The following is a 15,714-nucleotide window of genomic DNA, read 5'->3' as shown; positions in this document are numbered from 1 at the left end:
TCAGGCCTTCCGGTCGTTCATGAGGGTCAGGAAACGGTCGAACAGGTAGGCCGCATCGTGCGGACCCGCCGCTGCTTCCGGGTGGTACTGGACCGAGAAGGACTTCAGCGCGCCCTCCCCGTCGCGGAGCTCCAGGCCCTCGACCACGTCGTCGTTCAGGCAGACGTGGCTCACCGTCACCTCGCCGTACGGCGTGGAGGTGCTGCCCTCCAGCGGTGCGTCCACGGCGAACCCGTGATTGTGGGCGGTGACCTCGACCTTGCCGGTGGTGCGGTCCATCACCGGCTGGTTGATGCCGCGGTGGCCGTACTTGAGCTTGTAGGTGCCGAAGCCGAGCGCCCGGCCGAAGAGCTGGTTGCCGAAGCAGATCCCGAAGTACGGCAGGTCCCGACCGAGCGCCTCCTTCAGGAGCTCGACCTGGCCGGTCGTGGCCGCCGGGTCACCGGGGCCGTTGGAGAAGAACAGCCCGTCGGGGTTGACCGCCAGCACGTCCTCGATGGTCGCGGTCGAGGGCAGCACGTGCACCTCGATGCCCCGCTCGCTCATCATCCGCGGGGTGTTGGCCTTGATGCCGAGGTCGACCGCGGCGACCGTGGCGACCTTCTCGCCGATCGCCGGGACCACGTAGGCCTCGGAGGTGGTGACCTCGTCGGAGAGCTCGGCGCCGGTCATCTCCGCACTCGCCAGCACCCGCTCGAGGAGTGCCTTCGGGTCGGTCTCGGTGCTGGAGATGCCCACCCGCATCGCCCCGCGCTCGCGCAGGTGCCGGGTCAGCGCGCGGGTGTCGATCCCGCTGATGCCGACGACGCCCTGCTCCTTGAGCTCGGCGTCCAGGCTGCGCACCGAGCGCCAGTTCGACGGGACCCGGGCAGGGTCGCGCACCACGTAGCCGCTGACCCAGATCCGGCGGGACTCCGGGTCCTCGTCGTTCATGCCGGTGTTGCCGATGTGCGGCGCGGTCATCACCACGACCTGCCGGTGGTACGACGGGTCGGTGAGCGTCTCCTGGTACCCGGACATGCCGGTCGAGAACACCGCCTCGCCGAAGGTTTCCCCCTCGGCGCCGTAGGTCTCGCCCCGGAAGGTCCGTCCGTCCTCGAGGACGAGGATGGCCTCAGTCATTGCTCTCCCCTGCTTTGCCGTTGGTGTTGGTTCTCACGAGCTTCGAGATGGTCCTGACCCACGCGCCGACCTCGGGCTGGGCGGGACCGGTGTTCTTGCCGAGCTGGGCCTTGGCCACGTCGCGCACGCTCTTGGCGGCGTCGAGGCGGAACCCGGTCTCCCAGTCGCGGCCGTCGTGCTGCCAGCGGATCACCAGCAGGTCGGGCACCGGTTTGCCGCCGAACTGCCGGTCGCCGCGCGCTCCGCGCAGTGCCTCGGTACGGATCCGGAACGACCCCGCGATGCGGACCACGTCGATGGCCTCGGCGGACAACGACAGCCGCGCCGCGCTGCGGGCCGACAGGCTGTGCCCGATGACCCGGCGCCCGTCCGCATCCAGGGTGCCGAGGTAACGAGCGCTCGCCTGCAGCTTCGCCGGCGGCAGGTCGGCGATCGGCGGGATCGGCACCAGCTCCGCTATCCCGTCCGAGGCTCGCTTGAACAGACCCACGTCAGGCCAGCTTCCCGTCCAGGACGGTCGGCCGTCCCCGCAGGAAGGTCGCCACCACGCGGCCGGGCAGCTCCATGCCGGCGTACGGGGTGTTGCGCGAGAGCGAGGCCATCTCGCTGGCCTCCACGGTCCGGGTCACCGCCGGGTCGTAGAGCACGACGTTGGCCGGCTCGCCCTCGGCCAGCGGGCGGCCGTGATCCTCGAGCCGACCGATCCGGGCCGGCGCGTAGGACATCCGCTCGGCCACGTCGGCCCAGGTGAGCGCTCCGGTGTCGACCATCGTGGCCTGCACGATCGAGAGCGCGGTCTCCAGGCCGAGCATCCCGAAGGCGGCGGCCTGCCACTCGCAGTCCTTGTCCTCGTGCGGGTGCGGGGCGTGGTCGGTGGCGACGATGTCGATGGTGCCGTCGGCCAGACCGGCGCGCACCGCCTCGACGTCGGCCGCGGTCCGCAGCGGCGGGTTGACCTTGTAGATCGGGTCGTACGTCGCGGCCAGCTCGTCGGTCAGCAGCAGGTGGTGCGGGCAGGCTTCCGCGGTGACGTTCCAGCCCTTCGACTTGGCCCACCGGACGATCTCGACCGAGCCGGCGGTGGACAGGTGGCAGACGTGCAGCCGGGATCCGACGTGGGCGGCGAGCAGGCAGTCGCGGGCGATGATCGCCTCCTCGGCGACTGCGGGCCAGCCGCGCAGGCCGAGCCGGCCGGAGAGCTCGCCCTCGTTCATCTGGGCATCCTCGGTCAGCCGGGGCTCCTGGGCGTGCTGGGCGACGACGCCGTCGAACGCCTTGACGTACTCCAAAGCTCTCCGCATCAGCACCGGGTCCGCGACGCACTTGCCGTCGTCGGAGAACACCCGCACCCGGGCGGCGGAGTCCGCCATCGCGCCGAGCTCGGCGAGCTGCTCGCCCTTGAGGCCGACGGTGACCGCACCGACCGGGAAGACGTCGCAGTGACCGGCCTCGCGGCCGAGCCGCCAGACCTGCTCCACGACGCCGGCGGTGTCGGCGACCGGGTCGGTGTTCGCCATCGCGTGCACGGCGGTGAAGCCGCCGAGCGCCGCGGCCTGGGTGCCGGTGTCGACGGTCTCGGCGTCCTCGCGGCCCGGCTCACGCAGGTGGGTGTGCAGGTCGACCAGCCCGGGCAGGGCGATCAGGCCGGTGGCATCGATGACCTCGACCTCGGGCGCGATCGCGTCGGCCACCGCGAGGTCGCTGCCGATCGCGAAGATCCGGCCGTCCTCGAGGTAGATGTCGGTCGCCTCGCCACCCAGGATCCGGGCCTTCTTCAGCAGGTAGCGGCTCACGCGTTGTTCTCCTCGTCGCCTTCGTTGGTTGAGCTCGTCGAAACCGCCGGCTCGGAGCCGCCCAGCAGCAGGTACAGGACGGCCATCCGGACGGCGACACCGTTGGTGACCTGCTCGACGATCACCGAGCGCTCGGAGTCGGCGACGTCGGCGGTGATCTCCATGCCGCGGATCATCGGGCCGGGGTGCATCACGATGGTGTGGTCCTGGAGGGCGCCCATCCGGCGGGCGTCCAGGCCGTAGCGGCGCGAGTACTCGCGCACGCTCGGGAAGTAGGAGGCGTTCATCCGCTCGCGCTGGACCCGCAGCATCATCACCGCGTCGGCCTTCGGCAGCACAGCGTCCAGGTCGTAGGAGGTCTGCACGCCCCAGGTCTCCACCCCGAGCGGGAACAGCGTCGGCGGCGCGACCAGGGTGACCTCGGCGCCGAGCGTCTGCAGCAGCAGCGCGTTGGAGCGCGCCACCCGGCTGTGCAGCACGTCGCCGACGATGGCGATCCGGCGGCCGTCCAGGTCGCCGAGGTGGCGCGTCATGGTGAAGGCGTCGAGCAGCGCCTGCGTCGGGTGCTCGTGGGTGCCGTCCCCGGCGTTGACCACGCTCGAGGTCGACCAGCCGGCGTTCGCCAGGTTGTGCGGGGCCCCGGAGGCCCAGTGCCGGACGACGACCGCGTCCGCGCCCATCGCCTCGAGAGTGAGCGCCGTGTCCTTCAGGGACTCGCCCTTGGACAGCGAGGAGCCCTTGGCGGCGAAGTTGATCACGTCGGCAGACAGGCGCTTGGCAGCCGCCTCGAAGGACATCCGGGTCCGGGTGGAGTCCTCGAAGAACATGTTCACGACCGTGCGGCCGCGCAGGGCGGGCAGCTTCTTGATCGGCCGGTCGGCCAGCGCCCGCATCTCCGCGGCGGTGGCCAGGACCAGCTCCGCGTCGTCACGGGTCAGGTCGCCCGCACTGAGCAGGTGCTTCTTCATCGGATCGTCACCGCGTCCTCCCCGTCGTACTCGCCGAGCCGGACGGCGACCTTCTCGGCCGTCGAGGTCGGCAGGTTCTTGCCCACGAAGTCCGCCCGGATCGGCAGCTCCCGGTGACCGCGGTCGACCAGGACCGCGAGCTGGACCGCGCGCGGGCGGCCGATGTCGTTGAGCGCGTCCAGCGCCGAGCGGATCGTGCGGCCGGAGTACAGGACGTCGTCGACCAGCACCACGACCTTGTCGTCGATGCCGCCGGCCGGGATCTCGGTCGGTGAGAGCGTCCGGGCCGGACGCATCCGCAGGTCGTCGCGGTACATGGTGATGTCCAGCGAGCCGACCGGCACCTCGGCGCCCTCGACCTCGGACATCTTCGCGGCGACCCGCTGCGCGAGGTGGACCCCGCGACTCGGGATGCCGAGCAGGACGAGGTCCTGGGATCCCTTGTTGCGCTCGAGGATCTCGTGGGAGATGCGCGACAGTGCCCGGGAGATGTCACGGGCGTCCAGGACGGTGCGTCCCTCGCTGGAACCCGGGGCAGAAGCCTCGTCGGGCAGCGCAGGCTGGGTAGGCGGCATCGCGCCTGACCTCCTTCTCCGCCTCACAGGACGGCTCGTTAAAGGATGTCGAACTCGGGTCCCACCCTAGCAGCCTCCGGGGACGCCGACAGCGGCGGCACCAGCCCTCGGACCGGTGCCGCCGCTGTCGTGACGGACTCAGGCGGTGACCACCCAGCGACCGCGGTTGCCGCCGGCCGCGACGTACGCGAAGGCCGTCGCGTGGTCCTCGATCGGGACCGATCCGGCCACCCGGACCGTCAGCTCACCGGTCGCGGCCTGCTCCAGCAGACCGGCCAGCGCGGCGCCGTCGGGCACCACCCCGACGGCGGTGACGGTGCGGCCCTCGGTGGCCTCCAGCGGCAACGACGGCTGGACGCCCACGAACAGGCCACCGGGTCGGACGGCCGTGAGGGCGGGCTCCTGGAGCGCCGCGGCGTCGAAGACCACGTCGTAGGTCGCATCCAGGTCGGTGACCAGCTTGGCGCCGCGGGCGGTCACGAACTCCGCATCGGCGTCCCGAGCCAGTCCGCTGAGCTCCCAGCCGGCGCCGGCGAGCAGCTCGAGGGCGAACCCGCCGACCGCACCGGCAGCACCGGTCACCAGCAGGGACCGACCCTCAGCGGGACCGAGCAGCCGGATCGCCTGCTGGGCGGTGAGCGCGTTGAGCCCGACCGAGGCGGCGTCGACGTCGCTCAAGCCGCTCGGCACCAGCGCCAGGTCGTCGGCCGGCACCAGGGCGTGGTCGGCGAGACCGCCGAGCGGGACGTTGATGGCCGGGAAGAGTCCGGAGACCCGGTCGCCGACCGCGAACGCGGTGACCCCGGAGCCGACGGCCTCCACGGTGCCGGCCAGGTCCCAGCCGAGACCGATCGGCCGGTCGTGGGTGATGACGCCGATCTGGTGGAACACGCCCGCGGTGAGCACGACGTCGATCGGGTTGACGGTCGCGGCGTGGACCCGCACCAGCACCTGGTCGGTGCCCGGCTGCGGGGTCGGGACCTCGGTGAGCTCGGTGGAGCCGTTGCCGAGGGTGGTGATCGCCTTCATGGTGTTCTCCTTGGTTCTGAGGGGTAGTAACTTCATCTTGGATGGGTTACTCTCTTTTGGTAAGTACGTACTTGGAAGTGCGTCAGGTACCCCGAGGAGAGCCATGCCGACGATGACCGCCGAGCGCCGCCGGGCGGAGGCCAAGCGCGAGTACGACGCGTTCATGGCTGACTGCCCCAGCCGCAAGCTGCTGGACCGGATCAGCGACAAGTGGGTCGCGCTGGCGCTCGCCAGCCTCTCCGAGGGACCGCAGCGCTACTCCGAGCTCAGCCGCCGCCTGGCCGGGGTGAGCCAGAAGATGCTCACCCAGACGCTGCGCACCCTGGAGCGCGACGGCCTGGTCTTCCGGGTCGTCACGCCGTCGGTCCCGGTCCGGGTCGACTACGAGCTCACCGACCTCGGGCACTCGCTCCAGGAGACGATGCTGGTGCTCAAGGCGTGGGCCGAGGAGCACATGGACCAGGTCGAGGCAGCCCGCACGGCGTACGACGCGGCGGTCTGACCGCCCACGAAACCCCTCCGCGCCCCTACGATGGCGCCTGCACCCGTCGGAGGGAGGTTCTGTGGTCAAGCTGCTCAGCCCCGTGGACAGCATGTTCGTCCGGATGGAGACCTCGCGCGCTCCCCTGCACATCGGCTGCGGCGCGATCTTCGAGCTTCCCGAGGGCGCCGGCCCCGGGTTCGTCCGTGACCTGCACCAGGCTTTCGCCCAGCTCGACTGGGTGCCCTTCCCCTACGACAGCGTGGTCGACCACGGCCCGGCCAACGCACTCTCCCGCTGGGTCAAGACCCGGCCCGACCCGTCGTACCACGTCCGGCTCTCGGCGCTGCCGAGCCCGGGCAACGACGCCCAGCTCGGCCAGCTGATCGAACGGCTGCACTCGAACCCGCTCGACCTGTCCAAGCCGCTGTGGGAGGCGCACGTCATCGAGGGGCTGGAAGGCAACCGCTTCGCCTTCTACTTCAAGGCCCACCACGGGGCGACCGACGGCCTCGGTGCGATGCGCACGATCAAGCAGTGGCTGAGCACCGACCCGAACGGTCTCGGCGGTCCCGGAGGCGAGGACGCCCCGGACAAGAAGGAGCTCGAGAAGGCGGACCGCGCGGCGATCCGCGTCGCACGCGGGATCGTCTCCAGCCTCGGTGCCACCGGCGAGATGGCCGGCAAGGTGCTCGAGATGGCGATGGGCGCGAACAGCGCCGTCCTCGGAGCCCTGCGCACCCCCCGCACCCCCTTCAACAAGCGGGTCACCCGGAACCGGCGCATCGCCAAGGCCGAGCTGGACCTCGGCCGGATGCGGGCGATCGCGAAGGCGACCGACACCACCGTGAACGATGTCGTGCTCACTGCCCTGGCCGGGTCGGTTCGCCGCTACCTCGCCGAGCAGGAGCAGCTCCCGAAGCGCTCGCTGACCGCCTCGGTCCCGGTCGGCATCGACCGCGACGAGGAGACCATCAACGCGGCCGCCGGGTTCGTGTGCCCGCTCGGCACCGACATCGAGGACCCGGTGGAGCGGCTGCGCCGGATCAACGCGGTGACCTCGCGCGGCAAGAAGGAGCTGGTCGCCCTCTCCCCCAGCGCGCTGCAGCAGTTCACGCTGGCCGGGCTGCTGCCGATCGCCTTCTCGCAGAAGGTCGTCACGGCGCCGCCGCTGTTCAACTTCGTGGTCTCGAACCTGGTCCTGTCCAAGGAGCCGCTCTACCTGGCCGGCGCGAAGCTGGTCAGCATGGTGCCGGTCTCGTTCCTCTCCGACGGCTACGGCCTCAACGTCACCCTGATCGGGTACGGCGACAAGGTGACGCTCGGGTTCGTCGGGTGCCGCGACACCATCCCGCACCTGCAGCGCCTGGCGATCTACACCCACGACGCGCTCGACGACCTCGAGAAGGCCGCCGGCTGAGTCAGAGCAGCGCGCGCAGCACCGGCAGCAGCGAGCGGTAGTACGTCGGGTAGGCGAAGTGCATCTCGGCCAGGGCCGCGATCGGGACCTCGCCCTGGATCGCGGTCTGGATCAGCGCGACGATCTCGCCGCCGGTGCTCGCTGCGACACAGCCACCCACGAGGACGCCCCGCGCGCGGTCGGCGACCAGCTTGACCATGCCCGGCTCCTCGGCGAGCCAGCCCCGGGTGCCCAGGTCACCGGTGGCGACCACGACGTCGATGCCCTGCTCGCGCGCCTTCGCCTCCGAGAGCCCGACCGACCCGATCTCCGGGGTCGTGAAGGTCGCCCGCGCCACGGCCCGGTAGTCGGCCCAGGGACCGTCGCTGTTCGTGAGGTCCCGGACCACGATGTCGGCCTGGTACATCGAGACGTGCGTGAAGGCTCCCTTGCCGGTGATGTCGCCGATCGCCCAGACACCGTCCGCGACCCGCATCCGCTCGTCGGGCTCGAGCACCCGGGCCATCGGATCCAGCCCGACGTGCTCCAGGCCGAGGTCACCGAGGTTGTTGCGTCGCCCGGCGGCGACCAGCAGCCGGTCGGCCTCGACGGTGCGGTCCTCCTCCAGCGCGATGCTGAACCGGTCGTCGGCGTGGGTCACCGAGTCGATGTGCACGCCGGTCAGGACCTCGATCCCGGCGTCGCGGAACGCCTTCGTGAGCACCTCGGAGGCTTCCGGCTCCTCGGGGGCGATGATCCGGTCGGCAACCTCGATCACGGTGACCCGGACGCCGAAGGACGCCATCACCTGCGCCAGCTCGCAGCCGATCGGGCCACCCCCGATGACGGCCAGCGACTCCGGCAGCTCGGTGGCGCGGACGATCTCCCGGTTCGTCCAGTACGGCGTGTCCGCCAGGCCCTGCACCGGCGGGGCCGAGGGCGTGGTGCCGGTGTTCAGCACGATCCCCCGGCGAGCCACGTACGAGGCTTCCCCGACCGCCACGGTACGCGGGGCGGTGATCCGTCCGCGGCCACGCACGAACGTCGCACCGGCAGCGACCAGCCGGTCCACCGCCACCTGGTCGTCCCAGTCGTCGGTGGCCTCGTCGCGGATCCGGGCCGCGACCGGCGACCAGTCGGGCGTGGCCGTGGCGGTGCCGGCGAGCTGGTTCACCCGCGCTGACTCCTGGAGCGTGCGTGCGGCGGTGATCATCATCTTCGACGGGACGCACCCGAAGTAGGGGCACTCGCCTCCGACCAGGCGCTCGTCGACGGCCACCACCTCCAGCCCGGCCTTCGCCAGGCTCGCGGCGGCGTGCTCACCACCGGGCCCGAGACCGATCACCACGACATCGCACTCGACCGCATCGCTCATGCGTCCAGCCAAGCAGGCGCCGGAAGCCGCGACCACCCCCGGAGATGACGAAGGTCTCACGAACGCCGCGTAAGGACGTCGGTCCCCGGGCCTCAGGTACTCAGACCCTGTCCGTACCGCGAAGGACCCGCGTGCACCCCTCCGACCGTCAGCGCCGTGCGATCGCGCTCGCCGCCTTCCTGTTCACGACCGGTGGCCAGGCGGTGCTCGTGCTCCTGCCGGCCCACCTCGTGCTCGACCTCGGCCTGGCACCGGCGGCGTACGGGGCGCTGGGGGCCGTCGCCGTCGACACGTCCGTGATCGCACTGGCAGTCGGTCGGTACCTGGCGGGGCGGACGCCCGGCCGCCTGGGCCTCGTCAGCGGCGGGGCCTCCGTCGCCGTGGTCTCGGCGGTGCTGCTCCTCCACTGCACGCAGGCGGCCCCGCTGATGGCCGTGCTGCTGGTCGGGACGGCGGCGCTCGGTCTGTGCCATCCGGCCTGGCGCGCCCTGACCGAGGTCTCCGGGGCCGCGGACGCAGCCGGCACCGCCCGCCGCACCGGCCTCGTCCTCGGTCAGCTCGTCGCCCTGGTCGCCGCGCTGCTGGACGAGGTGCCGGGGGGCATCGTGGCCGGCTCCTGCGCGGGACTGCTCGGCGTCGTGGTCCTCGCGCTGGTCGTCGAGGACCGACGTGCGCCGTTGGCACCCCGTCGTTCCGCCACGCTTGCCCGGGCACGCGCATCCCTGGAGCACGCCGCTGTTCGTCAGGCGGCCTGGTACGGCCTCGCGGCTGGATCGTGCCTGGGTTGCGGCGCCGTCGCTGTGGCCGCCATGCCCGGAGCTGACCCGCTCGCCCTGACCGCCACGTCCGGGCTCGCGACCGCGGTCCTGGTGGTGACCGGAAAGGTGCTGGCCACGCGATCCACCCGGGCGATCCGTGACGACCTCGCCGAGGCCGCACGGTCCGTTGTCAGCCACGCCCTGCTGGTCGGCGCAGCGGCCGCAGCGCTGGTCATCGGCCTGGCAGTGCAGTGCCGGTGAGGCTCAGCGCGTGAGGTTCAGTGCGTGAGGTTCAGCGGCGGGCGACGCTGGCGAGCACGCCGTTCACGAACGCGGGCGACTCGTCGGTCGACAGGTCGCGCACCAGGTTCAGCGCCTCGCTGATCGCGACCGCGTCCGGGACGTCGTCGACGAACAGGATCTCGTAGGCCGCCAGGCGCAGCACGTTGCGGTCCACCGCCGGCATCCGGTCCAGCGACCAGCCCTGGGCGTTGTCGGCGATCAGCGCATCCAGCTCGTCGCGCTTCTCCTCGACGCCGCGGACCAGCTCGCCGGTGTACTCGTTCGCCGGCGCCTCACCGGCATCGAGCAGCTCGACCGCCGAGAGGCCCTGCGCCTCCGCCGCGAAGATCAGGTCGAGGGCGCGCTTGCGGGCCTTGGAACGTGCGCTCATTAGCCCTTCACGCGACCCAGGTACGAGGAGTCCCGGGTGTCGACCTTGATCTTCTCGCCCTGGTTGATGAACAGCGGGACCTGGATCTCGTGACCGGTCTCCAGGGTGGCCGGCTTGGTGCGACCGGTGGCGCTGTCACCGGCCAGGCCCGGCTCGGTGAAGGTGATCTCGAGCTCGACCGAGGCCGGGAGCTCGATAAACAGCACGCGGCCGTCGTTGGTGGCGACGATCGCCTCCTGGTTCTCCAGCATGAAGTTCTTGGCGTCGCCGACCAGCTCAGGGCTGACCTCGGTCTGCTCGTAGGAGCTGGTGTCCATGAAGACGTAGTTGCTGCCGTCGTTGTACAGGTACTGCATCGTCCGCTTGTCGACGTTCGCGGTCTCGACCTTGGTGCCGGCGTTGAAGGTCTTGTCGACGTTCTTGCCGGACTCGACGTTGCGCAGCTTGGTGCGGACAAACGCCGGGCCCTTGCCGGGCTTGACGTGCTGGAACTCGGTCACCTGCCACAGCTGGCCTTCGATGTTGAGAACCATGCCGTTCTTGAGGTCGTTCGTCGTTGCCATGCGCGCAGGAACCTTGTCGTGTCTCGGGATGTTGTCGGTGGGTCGGGCGCTCACGGGGAGCAGGCCGACGGGAGAGTCTAGCCCGACCGCGATGCCTGGTCAGGTGCGGGCCAGGTGCTCCAGGGCCATCCGGTAGCCGTCGATGCCGTAGCCCGCGATCACCGCGGCGGCGTGCGGGGTGACCACCGAGGTGTGCCGGAAGACCTCCGGGCGCTTCTCCGGGTCGGAGATGTGCACCTCGACCAGCGGCGCGACCAGCTGCCCGCAGGCGTCGAAGATCGCGTAGGAGTAGTGCGTCCAGGCTGCCGCGTTCAGCACCACCGGGTTCTCGTTGTCCGCGGCGTCGTTGAGCCAGTCCAGCAGCTCGCCCTCGTGGTTGGTCTGACGCACCTCGACCTCCAGGCCGAGGTCCTGGCCCCAGCCGACGCAGAGGTCGGCAAGCTCGGAGAAGGTCGTGTAGCCGTAGATCTCCGGCTGCCGGCGACCCAGGCGCCCCAGGTTCGGGCCGTTCAGGACGAGGACCTTGTTCATCGCACACCCGCCAGGTGCTCGTACGCCGCCCGCAGGTGCTCCTCGGAGGGGTCGGCGAGGATCGCCGGCTGCGCGAGACCGTCCAGAACCACGAACCGCAGGTGCGACCCGCGGGACTTCTTGTCCACCCGCATGGTGGCCAGCAGGGTCTCGAAGGCGGCCTGGTCGAACCGGGTCGGCAGGCCGACCGCCTCCAGCGCGCTCGCGTGCCGGGCGGCCAGCTCGTCGTCGGTGCGACCCGAGAGCCGGGCCAGCTCGGCCACGTAGACCATGCCGAGAGCGACCGCCTCGCCGTGCCGGATGCGGTAGTCGGTGGCCTTCTCGATCGCGTGCGCCATCGTGTGGCCGTAGTTGAGCACCTCGCGGCCGGGGTGGCCGCCGCTGCCGCCGGTCTCCTTGAGGTCGTCGACCACCACGGCGATCTTGACCGCGATGGCCCGCTCGACCAGCTCCCGCAGCTCCGCCGAGCGGGGCTCGAGCGCGTCGGCGGGGTTCTTCTCGATCAGTTCGAGGATGGCCGGGTCGGCGATGAAACCGCACTTGACCACCTCGCCCAGGCCGGCGATCAGCTCCGGCTCGGCCAGCGTGCCCAGGACGTCGAGGTCGCAGACCACGCCGGCCGGCTCGTGGAACGAACCGACCAGGTTCTTCCCGGCACCGGTGTTCATCCCGGTCTTGCCGCCGACCGCCGCGTCGACCATCGCGAGCAGGGTCGTCGGCACGTGCACGACCGGGACGCCGCGCAGCCAGGTCGCGGCGATGAACCCGCCCATGTCGGTGGTGGCCCCGCCGCCGACGGTCACGACCGCGTCCGAGCGGGTGAACCCGGCGGCACCGAGCTGCTCCCACGCCTCGAGCGCGACGCCGCCGGTCTTGGCGACCTCGCCGTCGGGGAGCACGATCCGGAGCACGTCGTAGGCGTCCAGCCCGGCGATGACCTTGTCGGCCAGGTGCACCAGCGGCTCCGGGTAGCAGACCGCGACCCTCTCGGGGCGGTCGCCGATCATCCGGGCGACCTCGCCGAGCACGCCGTGCCCGACGACCACGTCGTAGGGGGACGCGCCGGCCACGTGCATCCGGGTCTCGCTACCGGTCATGGGCATGACCACCATCCTGCACCAGCGCGAGCACCCGGTCAGCAACCTCGGCGGCGCTGAGGCCGTCGGTGGGCACGGTGTGGCGGGCGACCGAGGTGTAGATCGGGGTGCGCTCGTCGAGCAGCTGCCTGATCCGGCCGCGCACGTTGCCGAGCAGCAGGGGCCGGGAAACTCCCAGCCCGACGCGGGAGGCCGCATCCGAGAGACCGACCTCCAGGAAGACGACCTCGTGCGCCGCCAGCAGCTCCCGCGTGTCCGGGTCCAGCACGGCACCACCGCCGAGGGCGAGCACGCCGTCGTGGCTCTCCAGGGCACGAGCCACCGCGGCACGCTCCAGCGCGCGGAAGTGCGCCTCGCCGTCATCGACGAAGATCTCCGCGACCGGCTTCCCGACCTCGTCCTCGACAAGCTGGTCCGTGTCGGCGAACCCGACGCCGAGCGCAGCGGCGACCAGGCCGCCGACCGTCGTCTTGCCGGCACCCATGGACCCGATCAGGACCACGCGTGGCCCCGCGGTGGTCACGAGTACCTCAGCGAGCCCAGGTAGCTCTCGAGGTTGCGCTTGGTCTCGCCGAGCGAGTCCCCGCCGAACTTCTCCAGCACCGCATCGGCGATCACGAGGGCGACCATCGCCTCGGCCACGATGCCCGCCGCCGGGACGGCGCAGACGTCGGAACGCTGGTGGTGGGCCACCGTTGCCTCACCGGTGGCGACATCGACCGTGCGCAGGGCCCGCGGAACGGTCGCGATCGGCTTCATCGCCGCACGCACCCGCAGGGTCTCGCCGGTCGACATGCCGCCCTCGGTCCCACCCGAGCGGCCCGAGACCCGGCGCAGGTGCCCGTCCTCGGTGACGATCTCGTCGTGGGCCAGCGAACCCGGGGTCGCGGCGAGCTCGAAGCCGTCGCCGACCTCGACGCCCTTGATCGCCTGGATGCCCATCAGCGCGCCGGCGAGGCGGGAGTCCAGGCGGCGGTCCCAGTGCACGTGCGAGCCGAGGCCCGGCGGCAGACCGTGCACGACCACCTCGACGACGCCGCCCAGGGTGTCGCCGTCCTCGTGCGCCTGGTCGATCCGGGCCACCATGGCGGCCGAGGCGTCCGGGTCGAGGCAGCGCACCGGGTCCTCGTCGAGGCGCGGGGTGTCGCCGGGCTGCGGGACCGACCCTGCCGGAGCCGGTACGCCGCCGAGCTCGACGACGTGGGAGAGCACGGTGATCCCGCCGACCTGCTCCAGGAAGTTCGTGGCCACCCGTCCGAGCGCCACGCGTGCGGCGGTCTCGCGGGCGGAGGCGCGCTCGAGGATCGGCCGGGCCTCGCCGAAGTCGTACTTCTGCATGCCGGCGAGGTCGGCGTGCCCCGGGCGCGGACGGGTCAGCGCGGCGTTGCGGCCGGTCTCCTTCAGCAGGGACGGGTCGACCGGGTCGGCCGACATCACGGTCTCCCACTTCGGCCACTCGGTGTTGCCGATCTGGATCGCGACCGGGCCGCCCTGGGACAGACCGTGCCGGACACCGCCGGTGATCGTCACCTCGTCCTGCTCGAACTTCATCCGCGCTCCGCGGCCGTAGCCGAGCCGCCGACGCGCGAGCGCGTCAGCGATGTCGTCCGAGGTCACCTGCACGTGCGCAGGCAGGCCTTCGAGGATCGCAGCGAGTGAGGGGCCGTGGGACTCCCCCGCGGTCAGCCAACGGAGCATGGCGTGAGTCTTTCACGCGGGCGCACCTGGTTTCCCGCGTGGCCTAGTAGCCGAGACTGCTCGCGACCCACGGACCGAAGGCGATCCCGGTGACCGCGCCGACGAGCAGGAACGGTCCGAACGGGACCCGCGCCTTGAGCCGGGACTTGTCCCGCAGCACCGCGGCGAGCACCAGTCCGGGGACGGTGAACTCCAGGAACGCGGCGTAGACACCGATGACCACCTCGGACCAGCCGAGGTAGCCGAGCACGAAGCCGAGCAGCGCGGCCAGCCGGACGTCTCCGAAGCCCATGCCCGAGGAGCGGAACCACCACAGCACCCAGAAGATGCTGCGGACGACGACCAGCCCGATGAACGCCCGGACCAGGGCGTGGCGGTCGTCCTGGGCGATGGCCACCACGGTCCCGAGCACGATGGCGACGCCGGTGGCGGGGAGCACCAGCCGGGTCGGCAGCAGGCGGGTCCGCGCGTCGATCACGGCCAGGGCGATCCCGACGCCGATCAGCGGCAGCGCCAGCAGCAGCGTCCACTCCCGGCCGAGCGCCAGACCGAGGACGGCACCGACGACCGCCCCTGCCAGCACCGCTCGGATGGTCAGGCCCGGCGCGTCGGCCAGGTCGGCGTACAGGATCTTGGGGGGCGGCGGCTCGGCAGGCTCCGGCACCTCGGCCGCCACGTCGTCGCTGTCCGGCTCCTGCTCAGGCTCGGGTTCGGGTTCGGGCTCGGGCAGCTGTCCGATCAGCGGTCGCACGGTCAGGCCGCCGAGGCCACCCGAGGCCAACCCGATGATCCCGGCCTGGATCGTCTCGGCGTCCCACGTCATCGCGGGGACCGTGCCGCCAGGGCGCCCTCGCCGGCAGCACGCATCGCGGCCGTCGGGGCGGTCATCGTGGTCATCAGGTTCACCTGGAGCGCGGCCTGGTTGATCAGCAGGTCGAGCCCGCTGATCAGGATCCGGCCGGAGACCAGGGCACGGGCGGCGAGCGGTGTCGGCCACGGGTCGTAGGTGACCTCGAAGACCACCGGGCACGGGTCGGCGCTGTGCACCAGCCAGTCCGTCTGCGCGGCGGCCGGGATCGTGGAGACGACGAGGTCGACCGCGCCGACCGGGTCGCCGAGGGTGCCGACCTGGATCTCGGGGCCGTTCTCGGCGCGGGCGACGACCTCGATGGTCTCCACCGCGCGCGACGGCTCGCGCACGAGCAGCCGGGCGTTCTCGCAGCCGAGCTCACCCAGGGCCAGCAGCATCGAGGCCGCGGTCGCTCCACCGCCGAGGACGACGGCGTTGGTGAACGGTCCGGGCACGCGCTCGCGGAGCGCGGCGATCGCGCCCGGGATGTCGGTGTTGTAGCCCTTCCGGATCGCTCCGTCGAAGACGACGGTGTTCGCCACACCCGACAGCCGGGCCCAGTCGTCGACGACGTCGAGCATCGGCATCACGGTGCGCTTGAGCGGCATCGTCAGCGACAGACCACGCCAGGAGCGGTCGAGGCCGTCGACGAAACCCTGCAGCTCGCGCTCCTCGATGTCGATCGCCTGGTAGGTCCAGCGCAGGCCGAGCTCGGCGTACGCCGCCCGGTGCAGGACAGGCGACAGGGAGTGCTCGATCGGGGAACCGAGCACCGCGCACTTCATCACCGGGTCGACCATCG

Annotated in this window: 18 protein-coding genes; 3 read left to right on the top strand and 15 right to left on the bottom strand. The window is 71.5% G+C overall.

Going from position 1 to position 15,714, the window contains the following annotated elements:
* The 6 genes from carA to EFL95_RS09395 all read right to left on the bottom strand — a co-directional run bounded on the left by carA (position 1) and on the right by EFL95_RS09395 (position 5,487).
* Positions 1-1,122, bottom strand: coding sequence for a glutamine-hydrolyzing carbamoyl-phosphate synthase small subunit (gene carA, locus EFL95_RS09420; RefSeq protein WP_123233731.1), 1,122 nt, complete (start codon positions 1,120-1,122; stop codon positions 1-3).
* Complete coding sequence (locus tag EFL95_RS09415) at positions 1,115-1,612, bottom strand: PH-like domain-containing protein (RefSeq protein WP_123233730.1); 498 nt, start codon at positions 1,610-1,612, stop codon at positions 1,115-1,117. Before EFL95_RS09415 ends, carA begins: the two co-directional genes overlap by 8 nt.
* Before the next feature lies 1 nt (position 1,613).
* Complete coding sequence (locus tag EFL95_RS09410; protein ID WP_123233729.1) at positions 1,614-2,915, bottom strand: dihydroorotase; 1,302 nt, start codon at positions 2,913-2,915, stop codon at positions 1,614-1,616.
* Positions 2,912-3,883, bottom strand: a complete 972-nt coding sequence (locus EFL95_RS09405) for an aspartate carbamoyltransferase catalytic subunit (protein ID WP_123233728.1) — start codon at positions 3,881-3,883, stop codon at positions 2,912-2,914. Before EFL95_RS09405 ends, EFL95_RS09410 begins: the two co-directional genes overlap by 4 nt.
* On the bottom strand, positions 3,880-4,458 hold the full coding sequence (pyrR, locus tag EFL95_RS09400; protein ID WP_123233727.1) for a bifunctional pyr operon transcriptional regulator/uracil phosphoribosyltransferase PyrR: 579 nt from the start codon (positions 4,456-4,458) through the stop codon (positions 3,880-3,882). The genes EFL95_RS09405 and pyrR overlap by 4 nt, the downstream gene beginning before the upstream one ends.
* Positions 4,459-4,596: 138 nt before the next feature.
* Positions 4,597-5,487 carry an NADP-dependent oxidoreductase gene (locus EFL95_RS09395; RefSeq protein WP_183407112.1) on the bottom strand — a complete coding sequence of 297 codons (891 nt, stop codon included), beginning with the start codon at positions 5,485-5,487 and terminating at the stop codon, positions 4,597-4,599.
* A 103-nt stretch (positions 5,488-5,590) separates the two neighbouring features.
* Here EFL95_RS09395 and EFL95_RS09390 point away from each other — a divergent pair, with 103 nt between their 5' ends.
* Both EFL95_RS09390 and EFL95_RS09385 read left to right on the top strand, forming a co-directional pair.
* Positions 5,591-5,989 (top strand): winged helix-turn-helix transcriptional regulator, encoded by a 399-nt coding sequence (locus EFL95_RS09390; RefSeq protein WP_123234892.1) that lies wholly within the window; start codon positions 5,591-5,593, stop codon positions 5,987-5,989.
* A 61-nt stretch (positions 5,990-6,050) separates the two neighbouring features.
* Positions 6,051-7,388 carry a WS/DGAT/MGAT family O-acyltransferase gene (locus tag EFL95_RS09385; protein ID WP_221176357.1) on the top strand — a complete coding sequence of 446 codons (1,338 nt, stop codon included), beginning with the start codon at positions 6,051-6,053 and terminating at the stop codon, positions 7,386-7,388.
* Between the two features lies 1 nt (position 7,389).
* On the opposite strand, the gene EFL95_RS09380 is transcribed toward EFL95_RS09385, so the two are convergent.
* The gene (locus EFL95_RS09380; RefSeq protein ID WP_123233725.1) at positions 7,390-8,742 is read right to left on the bottom strand and encodes a dihydrolipoyl dehydrogenase family protein; all 1,353 of its coding nucleotides are present in this window, start codon (positions 8,740-8,742) and stop codon (positions 7,390-7,392) included.
* A gap of 44 nt (positions 8,743-8,786) precedes the next feature.
* Here EFL95_RS09380 and EFL95_RS09375 point away from each other — a divergent pair, with 44 nt between their 5' ends.
* Positions 8,787-9,761, top strand: coding sequence for an MFS transporter (locus EFL95_RS09375; protein WP_342773194.1), 975 nt, complete (start codon positions 8,787-8,789; stop codon positions 9,759-9,761).
* A 31-nt stretch (positions 9,762-9,792) separates the two neighbouring features.
* Here the strand turns inward: EFL95_RS09375 and nusB are convergent, their stop codons facing one another.
* From nusB to EFL95_RS09335, 8 genes are all read right to left on the bottom strand, one after another.
* Complete coding sequence (gene nusB / locus EFL95_RS09370) at positions 9,793-10,173, bottom strand: transcription antitermination factor NusB (protein WP_123233723.1); 381 nt, start codon at positions 10,171-10,173, stop codon at positions 9,793-9,795.
* Positions 10,173-10,736 (bottom strand): elongation factor P, encoded by a 564-nt coding sequence (gene efp, locus EFL95_RS09365; RefSeq protein WP_123233722.1) that lies wholly within the window; start codon positions 10,734-10,736, stop codon positions 10,173-10,175. The genes nusB and efp overlap by 1 nt, the downstream gene beginning before the upstream one ends.
* A 99-nt stretch (positions 10,737-10,835) precedes the next feature.
* Positions 10,836-11,267 (bottom strand): type II 3-dehydroquinate dehydratase, encoded by a 432-nt coding sequence (locus EFL95_RS09360; protein ID WP_123233721.1) that lies wholly within the window; start codon positions 11,265-11,267, stop codon positions 10,836-10,838.
* On the bottom strand, positions 11,264-12,370 hold the full coding sequence (aroB, locus tag EFL95_RS09355; RefSeq protein ID WP_342773193.1) for a 3-dehydroquinate synthase: 1,107 nt from the start codon (positions 12,368-12,370) through the stop codon (positions 11,264-11,266). Before aroB ends, EFL95_RS09360 begins: the two co-directional genes overlap by 4 nt.
* Positions 12,354-12,866 (bottom strand): shikimate kinase, encoded by a 513-nt coding sequence (locus EFL95_RS09350; RefSeq protein ID WP_342773192.1) that lies wholly within the window; start codon positions 12,864-12,866, stop codon positions 12,354-12,356. The genes aroB and EFL95_RS09350 overlap by 17 nt, the downstream gene beginning before the upstream one ends.
* Before the next feature lie 17 nt (positions 12,867-12,883).
* The gene (gene aroC / locus EFL95_RS09345; protein WP_123233719.1) at positions 12,884-14,062 is read right to left on the bottom strand and encodes a chorismate synthase; all 1,179 of its coding nucleotides are present in this window, start codon (positions 14,060-14,062) and stop codon (positions 12,884-12,886) included.
* A 43-nt stretch (positions 14,063-14,105) separates the two neighbouring features.
* Positions 14,106-14,885 carry a prepilin peptidase gene (locus EFL95_RS09340; protein WP_123233718.1) on the bottom strand — a complete coding sequence of 260 codons (780 nt, stop codon included), beginning with the start codon at positions 14,883-14,885 and terminating at the stop codon, positions 14,106-14,108.
* Complete coding sequence (locus tag EFL95_RS09335) at positions 14,882-15,712, bottom strand: shikimate dehydrogenase (RefSeq protein WP_246004875.1); 831 nt, start codon at positions 15,710-15,712, stop codon at positions 14,882-14,884. Before EFL95_RS09335 ends, EFL95_RS09340 begins: the two co-directional genes overlap by 4 nt.
* Positions 15,713-15,714 lie beyond the last annotated feature (2 nt).

It is taken from the genome of Nocardioides marmorisolisilvae (genome assembly GCF_003725775.1).
In the GTDB taxonomy this organism is placed as follows: domain Bacteria; phylum Actinomycetota; class Actinomycetes; order Propionibacteriales; family Nocardioidaceae; genus Marmoricola; species Marmoricola marmorisolisilvae.
The sequence above is the reverse complement of the archived record's forward strand: the minus strand, read 5'-3'. Positions and strand labels throughout refer to the sequence as shown.